The organism is Microvirga sp. 2MCAF38 (assembly GCF_052115485.1).
In the GTDB taxonomy this organism is placed as follows: Bacteria; Pseudomonadota; Alphaproteobacteria; order Rhizobiales; family Beijerinckiaceae; genus Microvirga.
The window spans coordinates 316,230-333,460 of sequence record NZ_JBFRGU010000006.1 but is presented as its reverse complement, the minus strand read 5'-3'; the positions used below and the strand labels follow the sequence as shown (position 1 = coordinate 333,460).

The 17,231-nt window shown below is 62.1% G+C and carries 16 protein-coding genes; 13 read left to right on the top strand and 3 right to left on the bottom strand.

The window, feature by feature from the left end:
- Positions 1–75: 75 nt before the first annotated feature.
- Positions 76–1,242, top strand: a complete 1,167-nt coding sequence (locus tag AB4072_RS14905; protein WP_441969118.1) for an acetyl-CoA acetyltransferase — start codon at positions 76–78, stop codon at positions 1,240–1,242.
- A 9-nt stretch (positions 1,243–1,251) separates the two neighbouring features.
- Here the strand turns inward: AB4072_RS14905 and AB4072_RS14900 are convergent, their stop codons facing one another.
- On the bottom strand, positions 1,252–1,518 hold the full coding sequence (locus tag AB4072_RS14900; RefSeq protein ID WP_441969116.1) for a BolA family protein: 267 nt from the start codon (positions 1,516–1,518) through the stop codon (positions 1,252–1,254).
- A 90-nt stretch (positions 1,519–1,608) separates the two neighbouring features.
- Between AB4072_RS14900 and AB4072_RS14895 the strand changes: the two genes are divergently transcribed.
- The 8 genes from AB4072_RS14895 to AB4072_RS14860 all read left to right on the top strand — a co-directional run bounded on the left by AB4072_RS14895 (position 1,609) and on the right by AB4072_RS14860 (position 10,860).
- Positions 1,609–2,232, top strand: a complete 624-nt coding sequence (locus tag AB4072_RS14895) for a J domain-containing protein (RefSeq protein WP_441969114.1) — start codon at positions 1,609–1,611, stop codon at positions 2,230–2,232.
- A 266-nt stretch (positions 2,233–2,498) separates the two neighbouring features.
- On the top strand, positions 2,499–3,488 hold the full coding sequence (gene cobS / locus AB4072_RS14890) for a cobaltochelatase subunit CobS (RefSeq protein WP_441969112.1): 990 nt from the start codon (positions 2,499–2,501) through the stop codon (positions 3,486–3,488).
- Between the two features lie 116 nt (positions 3,489–3,604).
- On the top strand, positions 3,605–5,500 hold the full coding sequence (gene cobT, locus AB4072_RS14885; protein ID WP_441969110.1) for a cobaltochelatase subunit CobT: 1,896 nt from the start codon (positions 3,605–3,607) through the stop codon (positions 5,498–5,500).
- A 36-nt stretch (positions 5,501–5,536) separates the two neighbouring features.
- The gene (locus AB4072_RS14880; RefSeq protein WP_441969108.1) at positions 5,537–6,592 is read left to right on the top strand and encodes an esterase-like activity of phytase family protein; all 1,056 of its coding nucleotides are present in this window, start codon (positions 5,537–5,539) and stop codon (positions 6,590–6,592) included.
- 285 nt (positions 6,593–6,877) lie between these two features.
- Entirely contained in the window at positions 6,878–8,275 is a 1,398-nt protein-coding gene (locus AB4072_RS14875) for a circularly permuted type 2 ATP-grasp protein (RefSeq protein ID WP_441969106.1), read from the top strand.
- 25 nt (positions 8,276–8,300) lie between these two features.
- Entirely contained in the window at positions 8,301–9,245 is a 945-nt protein-coding gene (locus AB4072_RS14870; protein ID WP_441969104.1) for an alpha-E domain-containing protein, read from the top strand.
- A gap of 2 nt (positions 9,246–9,247) precedes the next feature.
- Positions 9,248–10,066 carry a transglutaminase family protein gene (locus AB4072_RS14865; protein WP_441969103.1) on the top strand — a complete coding sequence of 273 codons (819 nt, stop codon included), beginning with the start codon at positions 9,248–9,250 and terminating at the stop codon, positions 10,064–10,066.
- A gap of 44 nt (positions 10,067–10,110) precedes the next feature.
- Positions 10,111–10,860, top strand: a complete 750-nt coding sequence (locus tag AB4072_RS14860; RefSeq protein ID WP_441969219.1) for a peptidase — start codon at positions 10,111–10,113, stop codon at positions 10,858–10,860.
- Here AB4072_RS14860 and AB4072_RS14855 read toward each other — a convergent pair.
- Entirely contained in the window at positions 10,857–11,486 is a 630-nt protein-coding gene (locus tag AB4072_RS14855) for a queuosine precursor transporter (RefSeq protein ID WP_441969101.1), read from the bottom strand. The genes AB4072_RS14860 and AB4072_RS14855 overlap by 4 nt on opposite strands.
- 78 nt (positions 11,487–11,564) lie before the next feature.
- On the bottom strand, positions 11,565–11,855 hold the full coding sequence (gene rpmB, locus AB4072_RS14850; RefSeq protein ID WP_441969099.1) for a 50S ribosomal protein L28: 291 nt from the start codon (positions 11,853–11,855) through the stop codon (positions 11,565–11,567).
- 255 nt (positions 11,856–12,110) lie between these two features.
- Between rpmB and AB4072_RS14845 the strand changes: the two genes are divergently transcribed.
- From AB4072_RS14845 to fdxA, 4 genes are all read left to right on the top strand, one after another.
- Positions 12,111–12,929 carry a DUF3108 domain-containing protein gene (locus AB4072_RS14845; RefSeq protein WP_441969097.1) on the top strand — a complete coding sequence of 273 codons (819 nt, stop codon included), beginning with the start codon at positions 12,111–12,113 and terminating at the stop codon, positions 12,927–12,929.
- A 231-nt stretch (positions 12,930–13,160) separates the two neighbouring features.
- Positions 13,161–16,265 carry a helicase-related protein gene (locus tag AB4072_RS14840; RefSeq protein WP_441969218.1) on the top strand — a complete coding sequence of 1,035 codons (3,105 nt, stop codon included), beginning with the start codon at positions 13,161–13,163 and terminating at the stop codon, positions 16,263–16,265.
- A gap of 13 nt (positions 16,266–16,278) precedes the next feature.
- Positions 16,279–16,581: an RNA-binding S4 domain-containing protein gene (locus AB4072_RS14835; protein WP_441969095.1), complete on the top strand. Its 303-nt coding sequence runs from the start codon at positions 16,279–16,281 to the stop codon at positions 16,579–16,581.
- A gap of 50 nt (positions 16,582–16,631) precedes the next feature.
- Positions 16,632–16,970, top strand: a complete 339-nt coding sequence (fdxA, locus tag AB4072_RS14830; protein ID WP_441969093.1) for a ferredoxin FdxA — start codon at positions 16,632–16,634, stop codon at positions 16,968–16,970.
- Positions 16,971–17,231: the final 261 nt, after the last annotated feature.

The following is a 17,231-nucleotide window of genomic DNA, read 5'->3' as shown; positions in this document are numbered from 1 at the left end:
GACCTTCGTCTGCTTGCCCCGTTCACCGAAGAACCCCATCTTCCAAGTCATGATCGGCTTGGAGGAAAAACGCTGATGACGGCTTGTATCGTCGGTTGGGCGCATACGCCCTTTGGAAAGCATGACACGGAAACGGTCGAGAGCCTGATCGTGAGGGTCACCAGGGAAGCACTCGATCATGCCGGCATCGGGCCGGAGGATGTGGACGAGGTCGTGCTCGGCCATTTCAACGGCGGCTTCTCCCCACAGGAATTTACGGCCTCGCTGGTTTTCCAGACGAGCGATAAGTTTCGCTTCAAGCCGGCGACGCGGGTGGAGAATGCCTGCGCCACTGGCTCCGCCGCCGTGCATCAGGCGATCAAGACCATCGAGGCGAAACGCGCCAAGACTGTGCTCGTGGTCGGCGTCGAGCAGATGACGACGACGCCCGGCCCGGAGATCGGCAACATTCTCCTGAAAGCGTCTTATCTGCCGGAAGACGGCGAGACGAAGGGTGGCTTTGCCGGCGTGTTCGGCAAGATCGCGGGGCTTTATTTCCAGCGTTACGGCGATCAATCGGACGCGCTGGCGCTAATCGCGGCCAAGAACCACAAGAACGGCGTCGATAATCCTTACGCGCAGATGCGCAAGGATCTCGGCTACGAGTTCTGCCGCACGGAGAGCGACAAGAACCCGTTCGTTGCGGGACCGTTGAAACGCACCGATTGCTCGCTCGTCTCCGACGGCGCGGCGGCTCTCGTGATCGCCGATACGGAGACGGCGCTTCGCATGAAGCGGGCGGTCGCGTTTCGCGCAACCGCTCATGCGCAGGATTTTCTGCCCATGTCGAAGCGTGACATCGTGCAGTTCGAAGGCTGCGGAGAAGCGTGGCGGCGGGCGCTTGATCAGGCGGGCATCCAGCTTACCGATCTCTCCTTCGTGGAGACCCACGATTGCTTCACCATCGCCGAGCTCATCGAATACGAGGCGATGGGCCTCACGGCACCGGGTGAGGGCGCAATCGCGGTCAAGGAAGGCTGGACCAATCGTGACGGAAAATTGCCCGTGAATCCGTCTGGAGGTCTCAAGGCCAAGGGACATCCCATTGGCGCCACCGGTGTCTCCATGCACGTGCTCTCCGCGATGCAACTCTGCGGCGAGGCTGGGGGAATCCAGGTCAGGAACCCGGTGCTCGGCGGCATTTTCAACATGGGCGGCGCGGCTGTCGCCAACTACGTGAGCGTGCTTGAACGAATCAAATAGCCCGGTTCGCTATTCTCCCGGCGCCTTCGCCTGAATGGCGAGGGCGTGAAGACCACGGTCGAACGCCTCTTTCAGCACCTCGTTCACAAGGCGGTGCCGCTCCACGCGCCCCTTGCCTGCAAAGGCCTCCGATACGATATGAAGGCGGAAATGAGTTTCGCCGCCTTCTCGCCACCCTGCATGTCCATGGTGTTTATGCGACTCGTCGGTTACGGTGAGTTCGGTCGGCTGCAGTCGGTCCTGCAAGGTTCGCGTGATCCAGGTTGTCAGGGTCATGTCGGACTTCGTATGCCTCTTTAACGTGTCTGCGGCGAAAAGTGCCGGGGTCTTGGCTCCGGTTTCAAGCCCATTCATAATCGTTGTATCATGGATCTCAATTCGCCCTTTTTCGATCGCATCCGCATCAAACCTGCCGCAGACGAGCCTCGCGAGACCGAGGGGCCGGGTTGCGAACATCCGGGCTGCGCGGCTCTGGGCGAGCATCGCGCGCCGAAAGGGCGCAATCGGGAAGGGCAGTATTGGCGCTTTTGCCTCGAACATGTGCGCGCCTACAACGCTTCGTACAACTACTTTGACGGCATGTCCGATTCGGCTCTCGCGGCTTACCAGAAGGATGCGCTGACGGGGCATCGCCCGACGCAAGCGATGGGCGTCAACTCCGCCGGATCTGGTGCCGAGAGTGCTACGATCCGCGATTGGGCCTATTCCGATCCTCTGGGGATCTTGCGGGGCAAGGACTTTACGCAGACCCGTCGAAGCCGGGCGGCGCCTGCCGAGCCGAGGAAACCCCGCTATACGGGGGCGGCTAAACGAGCCCTCGACGTGCTCGGTCTCGACGAAAATGCGGACGGGCCGGCGATCAAGGCGCAATACAAGGCGCTGGTGAAACAGTTCCACCCGGACGCCAATGGCGGCGACCGCTCTTTCGAGGAGCGGCTACGCGACATCATCAAGGCGCACGATACCCTGAAGAGCGCGGGGTTGTGCTAGAGCATGATCAGAACAAGTGGAACCGGTTGTTCGCCCGGATCATGCGAATCCAAAGAATACAACTTGATCATGTTTCAAAGAGACATGATCAAGTTGTAGGACCGATCTGAAAAACGTTGGGAGGAGGAGCTGAACGCTTGCGCGGCTCATCATCCCAACTATAGAGCCGGCAAAATTTCCACCCGAAGGAATTTGCGCCTGACCGGCTTGGTTGTTAAGACACCTGAAGCGCAAGTTTTGACCGTGATTTGAACCGAGAGGTCCCTATGCAGGCATCAACCGAGACATCGACCCTTCTCCCGGACATGAAAGTGTCCGTGCGACAGGTCTTCGGCATCGACTCGGATCTGGAGGTGCCCGCCTTCTCGCAGACGGACGAGCACGTGCCGGATCTCGACCCGGATTATCTCTTCGACCGCGAGACGACCCTCGCGATTCTGGCGGGCTTCGCGCGCAACCGCCGCGTGATGATCACCGGCTATCACGGCACGGGTAAATCGACCCACATCGAACAGGTCGCCGCGCGCCTCAACTGGCCGTGCGTGCGCGTCAACCTCGACAGTCACGTCTCGCGTATCGATCTCGTCGGCAAAGACGCCATCGTGCTCCAGGAAGGCAAGCAGATCACCGCCTTCCAGGACGGCATTCTTCCTTGGGCGCTTCAGAACAATGTGGCGCTCGTGTTCGACGAATACGATGCAGGCCGCCCGGACGTGATGTTCGTGATTCAGCGTGTGCTGGAGCAATCCGGCAAGCTGACGCTTCTCGACCAGAAGCGCGTGATCAAGCCGCATCCGGCCTTCCGTCTGTTCGCCACCGCGAACACGGTGGGTCTCGGCGATACGTCCGGCCTCTATCACGGCACGCAGCAGATCAACCAGGGCCAGATGGACCGCTGGTCCATCGTCACGACTCTCAACTACTTGCCGCACGACAAGGAAGTGGACATCGTTCTCTCCAAGGCAAAGCACTATCAGGAAGACGAGAAGGGCCGCGACATCGTCAACAAGATGGTGCGCGTGGCGGATCTCACCCGCAGTGCTTTCATGAACGGCGATCTCTCCACCGTCATGAGCCCGCGTACGGTGATCACCTGGGCTGAAAACGCTGAAATCTTCGGCGATACGGGCTTCTCTTTCCGCGTCACCTTCCTCAACAAGTGCGACGAACTGGAACGCGCGCTCGTCGCCGAGTTCTATCAGCGCTGCTTCGGCAAGGATCTGCCGGAGAGCGCCGTGAATATCGCGTTGTCGTAATCGTCATTCCGGGGCGGCACAGCCGAGCCCGGAACCCATAGACGCCGACGGTGCTTTGCAAGGCTCCGTCGGAGGTTATGGATCCCGACCTTTGCCGGGATGACAGAGGAGGCTGAATGTCCATCTCGAACCGTAAGCCGGGTGAGAAGAAGGAAGCGCCGGCGGAGCCGCTGAAGCGCTCCATTGCCGGCTGCATGAAGGCGATTGCCCGCAAGCAGGATCTCGAGGTCACTTTCGCCTCCGACCGACCGGCGCTCATGGGCGACAAGGCGCGGTTGCCTGAGCCGCCGCGTAAGCTGTCGTCGCAGGACGTGGCGATCCTGCGCGGGCAGGCCGACTCGATGGCTTTGCGTCTTGCCTGCCACGACGCGACCTTGCATCGCCGCCTCGCGCCGGAAGGCCAGGCGGCTCGCGCGGTGTTCGATGCAGTCGAGCAGGCGCGTGTCGAATCCATCGGCTCGCGCCGCATGAAGGGCGTCGCCTCCAACATCACCGCGATGCTGGAAGACCGCTATCATCGCGGTACGAAGTACGAAGAGATCACAGACCGGACCGATGCGCCTTTGGAAGACGCCGTTGCCCTGATGGTGCGTGAGCGCCTGACCGGTGAGAAAGCCCCAGCGGCCGCGACCAAGATCGTCGATCTGTGGCGCGATTTCATCGAAGATCGCGCGGGTGCGGATCTCGACGGCTTGCTCAAGCGCATCGAAAACCAGCGCGATTTTGCGCGCGGCGTGCGCGATCTGCTCTCCTCCCTCGATATGGGCGAAGAATCCTCCGCCGAATCCGATGAGGACGAGAACGACGAGGAAAACGATTCCGAGCAGGAACAACAGGAAGGCGAGGGCGAGAGCGAACAGCAGGCCCAAGGCGACCGCGCCGAAGTCGAAGTGAGCGAGGATTCGACCGACGACGTCGAGGACGGCGCACAGGAGGATTCGGAAGGCTCCTCCGATGAATGGCCGGACGAGATGGACGAGGCCGATGCGGAAGATGCCGGTGAAGCCTGGCGTCCGCCGTCGTCGCGCGCGAACGAGCCGCGCGGTCCGGACTACAAGGCGTTCACGCATAAGTTCGACGAAGTCACGCACGCGGAAGATCTCTGCGATTCCGATGAGCTGACGCGGCTTCGCGCCTATCTCGACAAGCAGCTCGCCAATTTGCAGGGCGTGGTGGGGCGTCTCGCCAATCGTCTGCAGCGGCGTCTGCTCGCGCAGCAGAACCGCGCCTGGGAATTCGATCTGGAAGAGGGCATGCTCGATCCGGTGCGTCTGCCGCGCATCATCATGGATCCGTTCCAGCCGCTCTCGTTCAAACATGAGCAGGATACGAACTTCCGCGACACGGTGGTGTCCCTGCTCATCGACAATTCCGGTTCCATGCGCGGCCGCCCGATCACGGTGGCGGCGACCTGCGCCGATATTCTCGCGCGCACGCTGGAGCGCTGCGGCGTGAAGGTCGAAATTTTGGGGTTCACCACCCGCGCCTGGAAGGGCGGACAATCGCGCGAGCAATGGCTGCAAAGCGGCAAGCCCGCCAATCCCGGTCGTCTCAACGACCTGCGCCATATCATCTACAAGTCGGCGGACGCGCCCTGGCGGCGCGCGCGCAAGAATCTCGGGCTGATGATGCGCGAGGGGTTGTTGAAGGAGAACATCGACGGCGAGGCTCTCGACTGGGCGCATAAGCGCCTGCTCGGGCGGCCCGAGCAGCGGCGTATTCTGATGGTGATTTCGGATGGTGCGCCGGTCGACGATTCGACGCTGTCGGTCAATCCGGGCAATTATCTGGAACGACACCTGCGCTACATCATCGAAGAGATCGAGACGCGCTCGCCCGTCGAACTCATCGCCATCGGCATCGGGCACGACGTGACGCGTTATTATCGTCGTGCCGTGACTATCGTCGATGCGGAGGAGCTCGGCGGCGTGATGACGGAAAAGCTCGCGGAACTCTTCGAGGAGACGCCGCCTGCCATGACACGCGCGCCGCGTCGCCGGCTGCATTCCTGAGGTACGGTTTCGTGAGCGACCGCTCGGGATACGCCCATGAAACTCTCACGGCGTAATTTTTTGATCGGCGGCGCAAGCGCCGTTGCCACGGCGACCTTCGCCAACAAGACGCTCGCGCGCCCCAAGCCCGCTAATGGCATCACGCCCATCTCGATCGATGCGACGCGAATCGACCATCTCTCGGTCACCGATCGGGCTCGCGCGCGTTTCGGTGCGCTCACCTTCCGCTCCGGTCTCGATCTGCGATCGGCCGATCCCAATTTCGGTGGCTTTTCCGGCCTCTGGCGCTCCGCTGATGGTCGGCGGATCGTTTCCGTTGCCGACAACGCGCAATGGATGAGCGCGCGGGTCGAGATGCATGAGGGTAGGCTCACGGGTCTCACTGAGGCTTCGCTCGCGCCACTGCTCGACGAGCGGGGAACGCCGTTGGCGCGGACGCGCTACTATGACACCGAGAGCCTCGCGATTGTCGACGGCGTGGCCTATGTGGGTATCGAGCGCAAGCATTCCGTGATGCGCTTCGACTTGGCGGCACACGGCGCGAGGGCGCGTGGAAAACTTCTCGCCCTGCCGGGAGAGCTTCGCAAGATCATCGAAGATCTGCCGAACAACAGCGGTCTTGAAGCTCTTGGCGTAGCACCTGCGCGTTCCCCTCTGGCGGGCGCCGTCGTTGCCGTTGCGGAGCGCTCGCATGCGGGTGACGATACGCCAACCGACGGCTTCATTCTCACCGGCCCCCAGCGCGGCCTCTTCAAGGTCGCGCGCTCTCATGGCTATTCGATCAGCGACCTGAACTTTCTGCCCGATGGCGATATGTTGCTGCTCGAACGCAAGGTTTCGATTCTGGAGGGCTTCGGCATTCGTCTGCGCCGCGTGAAGGCCGCTGCGATTCGGCCGCATGCCGTTGCGGATGGTGAGGTGCTCTTCGAGAGCGAATCCTCCCACCAGATCGACAACATGGAAGGGCTCGCGATTCATCAAGACGCGGGCGAGACTGTCCTGACCCTGATCTCGGACAACAATTTCAGCCGCTTTCAGCGCACCCTGCTGCTCGAGTTCACCCTCGACACGAATGCCCGCCGATCTGCCTGACGCATAGAGCATGATCAGAACAAGTGAAAACCGGTTGTTCGCTCGGATCATGCGAAAATAAGGAACCCAGAGCTTGATCATGTTTCAAAGAGACTTGATCAAGCTCTGGGCAATTGGCGCTTTTCTCGCCGGCACGATGCCCGTTTCGAACGCGTCGCTTGCTTGCTGGCACACAATCGGCGAACCTAAGCTTCTTCGATGTGCGTTCCGGGCATCGAGCGGCAAGCGATTGCCCATTTTGGAGGCGGCTGACAGGTCGTGGCGGCAAGGGCGATTTTCGACGAAATGAACGGCAGCGCCGGCGAAGGCCGTGCCGCCTACAAGGTGCTTCGGGATTGGCTCGACACCGTACCCCCCGGTCTTCTCGAACGCCGCAGCGGGGAAGCCGAGCTCCTCTTCCGTAAGGTCGGCATCACGTTCGCGGTTTATGGCAATGCCGAAGCGGAAGAGCGGTTGATCCCGTTCGACATCATCCCGCGCATCATCTCCGCACGCGAATGGGCGAAGCTTTCAAAAGGCCTCGAGCAACGTGTCTCGGCGCTGAACCAGTTCCTGAAGGACATCTATGGTCCGCGCGAAATTCTGCGGGCCGGAATCGTGCCGTCTGAACTCGTCTATCAGAACCCCTATTACCGGCCGCAGATGCACGGACTGAACTTGCGCGGCGGCATCTATGTGCAAGTGGCAGGCGTCGATATCGTGCGCGTGGACGATGAGGATTTCTACGTTCTCGAAGACAACCTGCGCACCCCTTCCGGCGTCTCCTACATGCTTGAGAACCGGGAGGTGATGCAGCGCCTATTCCCGGAACTGATGGCGATGCAGCGCATCCTGCCCATCGAGAACTACGCCAATGATCTGCTTGCGACCTTGAAGTCCGTAGCTGGGAGAAGCGATGCGCGCACACCGACGGTGGTGCTGCTCACACCCGGCTCCTTCAACAGCGCCTATTACGAACACAGCTTTCTGGCCGACCGGATGGGCGTCGAACTCGTCGAGGGGCGCGATCTCTTCGTGCGCGACGAGATCGTCTACATGCGCACCACCGAGGGACCCAAGCGGGTCGATGTGATCTACAGCCGCATCGACGACGAGTACCTCGATCCACTGGTGTTTCGTCCCGATTCGGCGCTCGGCGTTCCGGGATTGATCGCAGCCTATCGCGCGGGCAACGTCACCATTGCCAATGCGCCGGGAACGGGCGTCGCCGACGACAAGGCGCTTTACAGCTACGTGCCCGATATCGTGCGTTTCTATACGGGCGAAGAGCCGATCCTGAAGAACGTTCCTACCTGGCGCTGCCGTGAGCCTGAGGCCCTGTCCTACGTGCTCGACAACCTGCACGAACTGGTGGTGAAGGAGGTCAACGGATCGGGCGGCTACGGCATGCTCGTCGGTCCGCATGCGACGAAGGAAGCGTGCGAGCAGTTTCGTGCCCGCGTTCTGGCGCGGCCCGACAACTACATCGCGCAGCCCACATTGGCGCTCTCTACGAGCCCGGTCTTCACGCAGAGCGGCCTCGCGCCGCGCCATGTGGATCTGCGGCCGTTCGTGCTCACCGGTAGCGACCGCGTGCGGCTGGTGCCCGGCGGGTTGACGCGAGTGGCGCTCACCCCCGGCTCGCTTGTCGTCAATTCGAGCCAGGGCGGCGGCACGAAGGATACGTGGGTGTTGAGCGAATGAAGAACGCGAGCGAGCGGAGGCGTCCTTGCTGAGTCGTGACGCTGACAGTCTGTATTGGCTCTCCCGCTACGTGGAGCGTGCCGAAAACACCGCGCGCGTCCTCGACGTGGCTTACCGCATGGCGTCCATGCCCATCGCCTATAATGAGGCGCATACCAATGAGTGGGAATCGGCACTCGTCACGGCGGGCGCCATCGATCAATTCAAGACCGTCTACGACGAGGTGACGCCGGAGCGAGTCATCGAATTCCTCGCCTTCTCGGACGTGAACCCGTCGAGCATCCAACGCTGCTTCGACACGGCGCGGCAGAACGCGCGCTCGGTTCGCGGATCGCTCACCTCGGAGATGTGGGAAGCGATCAATTCCGCCTGGCTCGATCTGCGCCGCTTCAGAGCCGAGAAGGTGCAGGTGGAAAACCTGCCGGCATTCCTCAACCTCGTGAAGGAAACCTCGCTGCGCTACGACGGCTCGGCCTTGCGCACCATGCTGCGCAACGATGCTTATTGGTTCTCACGGCTCGGCGTTTATATCGAGCGCGCCGACAACACCGCGCGCGTGCTCGACGTGAAATACCACGTGCTGTTGCCGAAAGATTCGGAGGTTGGCGGCGGTATCGATTATTACCAATGGGCCGCGATCCTGCGCTCCGTCTCGGCGCTGGTGAGCTATCAATGGGTCTATCACCAGAACCTGAGGCCCTGGCTCGTGGCGGATCTGCTCATCCTGCGCGAGGAAATGCCGCGCTCATTGGCGGCGTGCTATTCGGCCCTGTCGCGACATCTGGACGATATCGGCCATCGCTACGGCACGTCAGGCCCGTCGCAGCGTCTTGCCCGCGCCGCTCATGCGCGGCTCGCAAACCAGACCATCGAGGATATCTTCCAGCACGGGTTGCATGAATTCCTCGAGGAGTTCATAGCCGAGAACAGTAATCTCGGTATCGCCATCACGAACCAGTATCTCGCCTGACCATGCGCATCCGGATCCAGCACGAGACGACGTACCGCTACGCGGAGCCGGTCAAGTCGGCGATCCAGTTGTTGCGTCTCACGCCGCGCAGCCATGAAGGCCAGACCATCCTGCATTGGGCCATCGACAGCGACCACGGCTCGCGCCTGATGCGGCGGGAGGATTGGTACGGCAACATCATGCACAGCCTCTATGCGGAAGGGCCGATCGATCAGATCGGGCTCAAGGTCGTGGGCGAGGTCGAGACCGCCGATGTGGCGGGCGTCATTCGCGGCAGCGCCGAACGTTTCCCGCCGATGTTCTATTTACGCGAGACTCCGCTGACGGCGGGTGACGCTGCGATCTATGATTTCGCCACGAGCGTTGCGGGTCATTTGCAAAACCCGCTCGATAAGACCCATGCGCTTATGGGAGCGTTGAACGAGCGTCTGCGCTTCGATGTTGCGGCCACCGATGCGGGCACGAAGGCCACGGAAGCGTTCGCCGCAGGGCATGGGGTCTGCCAGGATTTCACGCATATCTTTCTCGCCTCCGCGCGCCGTCTCGGCATTCCGGCGCGCTATGTGTCGGGCTATCTCCACAAGCCCGATGAGACTGTGCAGGAAGCAGGGCACGCCTGGGCCGAGGCTTATATCGAAAATGTCGGCTGGGTGAGTTTCGACGCGGCGAACGCGGTCTCCGTGACCGAGCATTACGTGCGCGTTGCCATCGGCCTCGATTCCACGGAAGCCGCGCCCGTGCGCGGCACCTATTACGGCCTGTCGAGGGAAGACCTCGCCGTATCCCTGAAGATTGAAAGCGCGCGGCAGATACAAGCATGATCCGCCAGCCGCAGCCGGGCCAGAGAGCCCTCGGAGGAACGCCCGTGACCTATTGCGTCGGTATCCTGGTGAAGGAAGGCCTCGTGATGATCGCCGACACGCGCACCAACGCGGGCGTCGACAACATCGCCACCTTTCGCAAGCTGCACCTGTTCGAAGTTCCCGGCGAGCGTGTCGTGACGCTCGCGACCGCGGGCAATCTTTCCGCGAGCCAGACGGTGCTCTCGCTCCTGACCGAAGGGATCGAGGATCCCGAGACGGGGCGCACGGAAACGCTCCTTACGGCGTCCAGCATGTTCAAGGCGGCGCAGCTTGTCGGTTCCGCGATCCGGCAGGTCTATGCCCGCGACGGCGTCGAGATGGAAAAACATGGCATGACGTTCGACGTCACCATGCTGCTTGGTGGCCAGATCGGCCATCAGCCCATGCGGCTCTATCAGATCTATTCCGCCGGCAACGCCATCGAGGCGACCCAGGATACGCCCTTCCTCCAGATCGGCGAACCGAAATACGGCAAGCCCATTCTCGACCGGGCGATTGCCTATGACACCTCCTTGATCGAGGGCCTGAAACTCGGCCTCATCTCGATGGATTCGACTCTCAAATCCAATCTCGGCGTGGGCCTGCCCATCGATATCGTCGTCGCACGGCGCGATGCGCTGAAAGCAGGCGTCAATTACCGCATTCAGGAAGACGAGCCGTATTTCAGGGATCTGCGCGAGCGCTGGTCGGCGGCTCTGCGGGCCGCGCATCAGGCCATTCCCCACCCGCCCTATACGGACGGTGCTTTTTAAGCTGTGCGGCGCTGGATGGTCAGCGGGCGCATGAAGCGGAGCATCGCGCCGTAGGGGATGATCGAGATGACGGAGAGGGTCAGTTTGACGCCGTAATCGGCGATTGCGAGGGTGACCCACGGAAGCGCCACGCATTCATCGGGGATGCCAAAGGCGCTCAAGATGCCGCTGATCGTGTGATCCGTACCCGGAAGAGCGCCGCAATAGAACGCGATCGAGAAGAAGAGCATCGTGTCGACCGCCGCCGAAATGGTCGAGGAGGCGAAGGGCGGCAGCCACCAGGCACGGTCGCGCAGGCGCGAGAAAATCGAGATGTCGAGAAGCTGAGCCGTCAGGAAGGCAGTGCCCGAGGCAATGGCGATACGCGGCGTCGCGAGGACCACCGAGAGCACGACAGCAAGGACGAAGCCTACATAGACCACCCGACGGGCGCCTTTCGGGCCGAAACGCCGGTTGGCGAGTTCCGTCACGAGGAATGCGAACGGATAGGTGAAGGCGCCCCAGGTGAAATAATCCTGCAGGCCCCAGGCCTCGAACGGATATTGGACCAGGATATTGGACGACAGCACCACCACGGTCATGGCGGCAAGGGCGATTCCGAAGTCGCGACGATCCAGAGCGGTCATGATCTTCTTCCTGAGGCGGCAACGCAAAACGGGCGGCTGTGAGGCCGCCCGCTACGCGAATTCTTGAGTGAATCGAGATTAGTTCGCCGCAGCGAGCTTCTTCTCGATTTCGCGCTTGATCGTGCGGGCGTTGGACGACAGCTCTTCGCACTTCGCCTTGGCGAGGAAGCTGTCGAGGCCGCCGCGATGCTCGACCGAGCGAAGGGCGTTTGCGGAGATGCGCAGGCGCACGGAGCGCTGCAGAGTATCCGACTGCAGGGTGACGTTGCAGAGGTTCGGGAGGAACTTCCGCTTGGTCTTACGGTTCGAGTGGCTCACCAGGTGGCCGCTCAGGACGGCCTTACCGGTCAGTTCGCAACGGCGCGACATGGTACTATCCTATCGTCTCGAAGGGGCACGGCTTGGTTTTCACGGGTTTGCTTAAACGCAGATCCCGCGGCGCCGGACACCGAAAGTCTGTGAAGGTGCGAGGCTATAGGCCGAAAACCCGGCCCACGTCAACAATAGCCATCGCGCACTGGCGATTTTTGTAACATCGTGGTCACGATTTATTCCGATTTTCGTGCGATCACGCTTAACGAATTTTCCAAAGACCCTTTCCAAAGACCCCCAGAGACCCTCCCGATGCGTCTTCCTCTTTTCGCTCTTTTGAGCCTGGCCCTTGCCGGAATCGGCTCGGCCGAGGCGCAGACCCTCAAGGCGGATTATGATATCAGCCTGGCGGGCATCCCCCTCGGCACGGCGGATCTGTCGTCCACCTTCGAGGGCCCGAAATACAAGATGCAGCTCGGCGTGAAGCTGACCGGGATCGCCAAGATGCTCACCGGCGGCAAGGGGGCGGCCACCGCGTCCGGCAATATCGCGGGGGCGCAGCCTCAACCGGCGGCTTTTGCGGTCACCTCGCGTTCCTCCGGCGATCAGCGCACGGTCCGCATGGGTCTGAATGCGGGCACGGTTGCCGCCGTCGAGATCGTGCCGCCCATCGACGAGAAGCCTGACCGGGTGCCGGTCAAGGATGCCGATAGGAAAAGCATCGTCGATCCGATCAGCGCGCTTCTCATGCCGGCCTTGGTGGGGGGCATGACCGATTCAGCCAATTGCAATCGCGTCATTCCGGTCTTCGACGGGGCGGCCCGGTTCGATATCGTTCTGACCTATGGCGAAACCAAGCAGATCGACAAGCCGGGCTACAACGGTCCTGTCCTTGTCTGCAACGCCCGCTATGTCGCGATATCGGGCCACCGGGCCTTGCGGCCCTCCACCAAGTTCATGGAAGACAACAAGGACATGTCGGTCTGGCTCATGCCGCTGGAAGGGACGCGTCTGCTCGTTCCGGTGAGGATCGCCGTTCGCACCATGGTCGGCATGAGCGTGGTCGAAGCCTCCAATCTGTCTTTCGGCAAGGATTCGAACGCACCGGTCCAGGCTGGTGCGATCCGCTAAAGCCAAGAGCGAGACTTCTCGTCGCGCGATGGAAAAGAGGCAAGGGCGCTCCCATATGCGAGGCATGATCCCGTTTAGGAAAAACATGATCATGCTTTCCATTCCTGCTATGACGCGTGATCTTTCGGCGAACCGGATCCTCCTCGCCGGATCGTGCTCCAAGGGATCGTGCTCCAGGGGATCTGGCCAGTTTTGAACCAGAACGCATTCCCGAAGACCCGCATCGAGCCCGTGGGTCGCCGTTCGCTGCCGCCGCAGTTCCGATCGCGCGGTGTCACGGCCGTGCTCGGCCCGACGAATACCGGCAAGACCCATCTCGCCATCGAACGCATGCTGGCGCATGAGAGCGGCATGATTGGCCTGCCACTGCGCCTGTTGGCCCGCGAAGTCTATCAGCGCGTGTTGGAAAAGGTCGGGCCGCACAACGTGGCCCTCGTGACGGGCGAGGAGAAGATCAAGCCGGACAAGCCGCGCTACTGGATCTCCACCGTCGAGGCGATGCCGCGCGATCTCGACGTGGCTTTCGTGGCCATCGACGAAATCCAGCTCGCAGCCGATCTCGACCGGGGGCACGTGTTCACCGACCGTCTGCTGAACCAGCGCGGGCGCGAGGAGACGCTTCTCATCGGGTCCAATACCATGCGGCCCCTGATCGAGGCGTTGATCCCCAACGTTCATGTGGTCACCCGCCCGCGCCTGTCGAATCTGACCTTCGCGGGGGAGAAGAAAATTTCCCGCCTGCCGCGCCGTTCGGCCATCGTCGCCTTCTCGGCTGAGGAGGTCTACGCCATCGCCGAATTGCTCCGCCGCCAAACCGGCGGCGCGGCAGTGGTTCTCGGCGCGCTCTCGCCGCGCACGCGCAATGCCCAGGTCGAGCTCTATCAATCGGGCGATGTGGAATATCTCGTCGCCACCGATGCGGTCGGCATGGGGCTGAATCTCGATGTGGATCACGTTGCCTTCGCCTCGGACAAGAAATTCGACGGCTTCCGTTTCCGCAAGCTTTACCACTCGGAACTGGCACAGATCGCCGGCCGCGCCGGGCGTCACATGCGCGATGGCACGTTCGGCACGGCGGGGCGCTGTCCACCTTTCGATGCGGAAACCATCGAGGCGCTGGAGAATCACACCTTCGATCCGCTTCGCCTGCTGCAATGGCGCAACCCCGATCTCGATTTCCGGTCGCTGGAGCGCTTGCGCAACACTCTGGCGGAACAGCCCCGCGAATACGGGCTGGCGCGCGCGCCCATGGCGGATGATGTCGCGGCCCTGGAATTGCTGGCGCGGGATGACGACATTCAGGCCTTCGGGCGCTCGCAAGTCGCGGTGGAGCGGCTCTGGCAGGTATGCCAAGTGCCTGATTACCGGAAGGTTTCTCCACAAACCCATGCGGATCTCGTCGGCCAGATCTATCGGTTCCTGATGCAAAGCGGCGCGGTGCCGGAGGACTGGTTTTCCCGTCATCTCATGACGCTCGACCGCATGGATGGGGATATCGACACCCTCTCCAACCGCATTGCCCAGGTGCGTACCTGGACCTTCGTCGCCAACCGTCCAGACTGGTTGAAGGACCCGGAGCATTGGCAGGGTGTTGCGCGTCAGGTAGAGGACAAGTTATCGGACGCGCTCCATGAGAGGCTCGCGCAGCGCTTTGTCGACAGGCGCACGAGCGTCCTTATGCGGCGGTTAAGAGAGAACGCGATGTTAGAGGCCCAAATTACGACTTCCGGCGATGTCACCGTCGAAGGTCAGCATATCGGTCACCTGCACGGCTTCCAGTTCGTGCCGGATCCTCAGGCCGACACAACGGAAGCCAAGACCCTGCGCAATGCGGCGGGCAAGGCCCTGTCCGGTGAGATCGAGGCGCGGGCGGACCGTTTTGCGGAAACGCCGGACACGACGCTTGTCCTGTCCAATGACGGCACCGTGCGCTGGATGGGCGACCCGGTGGCGAAAATGGAGACGGGCGACAAGTTGTTCGACCCGCGCGTGCGCATTCTCGCCGACGAGCACCTCACCGGCCCCGCCCGCGACAAGGTCGATCATCGACTCCGTGCCTGGCTCAAGGCCTATATCGTGCGCCTTCTGGGGCCCGCGATCCAACTCGAGGAATCGGCTGAGCTGCAAGGCCTTGCTCGTGGCATCGCCTTCCAGATCGCGGAATCACTCGGCGTTCTCGAGCGAGCCAAGGTTCTGAACGATGTTCGCAGCCTCGATCAGGAGGCACGCGGCGCGCTGCGCAAGGCGGGCATTCGCTTCGGCGCCTATCATCTTTATCTCCCGACGCTCCTCAAGCCTGCGCCCCGCACGCTCGCGGCCCAGCTCTGGGCGTTGCAGAACGGCGGACTGGAACAGAAGGGCATCGACGAGATCGCCCATCTCGCCCAATCCGGCCGCACGTCGATCCCGGTCGACACGGAGATCGCTGCCGGTCTCTATCGCGCCGCCGGTTTCCGCGTCTGCGGCGGCCGCGCCGTGCGCGTCGATATTCTTGAGCGTTTGGCGGATCTCATCCGTCCGGCCATCTCTTACCGTCCCGGCATCACCCCCGGCGAGCCGCCTGCGGGCGCTGCCGATGGCGAAACCTTCGTGCCGACCGTCGCCATGACGTCGCTCGTCGGCTGTGCGGGTGAGGATTTCGCGACGATCCTGAAATCGCTTGGCTACGCGATGGAACGCCGCGCCGGTCCCGCCATCACCGTGCCGCTGGTCGAGGCGCCGCGGGAAATCGTCGCTGCCGCTCCTGTCGCGGCCGAGGTCGAAGGCGAGGCTGCCGTCTCCACCGACGCTCCGGCCGAAACGCCCGAAGTCGCCCCTGCACCGGAGGCACCCGTCGTCGAGGCTGTCGCGGTCAGCGAAGCTTCCGTTCCAGAAGCCGCTCCCGCCGCCGATGTTGCAGCGGAGGCAGAGGCTCCCGCCGAGCCGGTTCTGATCGAAGTCTGGCGTCAGCACCGTCGTCATCATGAGAGCGGACATGCCCGTCAGGGACGCGGCCGACAGGATCGGGGACAGCAGCAGGAACGTGGTCAGAATGAGCGCGGCGAGCGTCGGCCGAGGCATGGACACGGAGAGCGCTCGCAAGGGGAGCGTCCCGCAGGTGAGCGTCCTCGTGGGGAGCGTCCGCAGGGCGAGCGCCGACACGATCGTCGCCCGGACCAGCGTCGCGACGGCGGCGAGGGTGGACGGCCGCAGAACAGGCCGCCGCGTGGGCCGAACCGGCAGGACGATCACCGGGCACCCCGTTTCGAGCCCCGTCGCGAGAAGCAGCCGGACCCGGATTCGCCCTTCGCCAAGCTGATGGCCCTCAAGGCCCAGCTTGAGGATTCCAAGAAGTAGCCCCATGTGAACGATGCGTGAGGATCGGCAGCGACTGGACAAGTGGCTGTGGTTCGCGCGTTTCGCGAAAACAAGAACGCTCGCGGCCAAGCTCGTCGCGAGCGGCTTCGTCCGGGTTGGCGGCCAGCGCACCGACAATTCTGCAAAAGCCGTGGCCGTGGGAGACGTCATCACCGTCGCGCTTCCCAAGCTCACGATGGTGGTTCGCGTGGAAGCCCTCGGTGAGCGTCGCGGCCCTGCAGTGGAAGCAAGGCAGCTCTACACGGATCTGAATGGCGATGCCGGAGCGCTTGTCAGCGACGGCGACAGGAGCTAGAGCGGCCTATTCGCCCTGTGGTTTGCGTAAAAGAGCCTGAAGGATCGGCCATGCCCTACGTCGTCACCGAAAATTGCATCAAGTGCAAATATATGGACTGCGTGGAAGTGTGTCCGGTCGATTGCTTCTACGAGGGCGAGAACATGCTCGTCATCCACCCGGACGAGTGCATCGATTGCGGCGTCTGCGAGCCTGAATGCCCGGCAGAGGCTATCAAGCCCGACATGGAGCCGGGCCTTGAGCAATGGCTGAAGCTGAATGCCGACATGGCGAAGAGCTGGCCCAATATCACTCAGAAGAAGGACGCGCCCTCCGACGCCAAAGAATTCGACGGTGTGCCCGACAAGTTGGAGAAGTACTTCACCCCTAATCCGGGTGAGGGAGACTAGGTTCGAACCTAAACCATAATCTCAGCTTCTTTCCCTTCTCACTGAAATATTTTGCTTTTTGGCGCGAACTATGATACGGTTCGCAAATGCCGTCGCTTGCGCCTGACGTGCTGCAATCCCCGCGGAAGAAGCGGTTCAAGAATATGAAAGATGATGCACGGTCGATGGTGGAAGATAGCATTCGCTGTCTGAAGCCTTTGGTTATGGGCGCGTTTTAGTTACTGGCCGATCAGGGAGACGAGCGGGACATTCCGTTTCGCC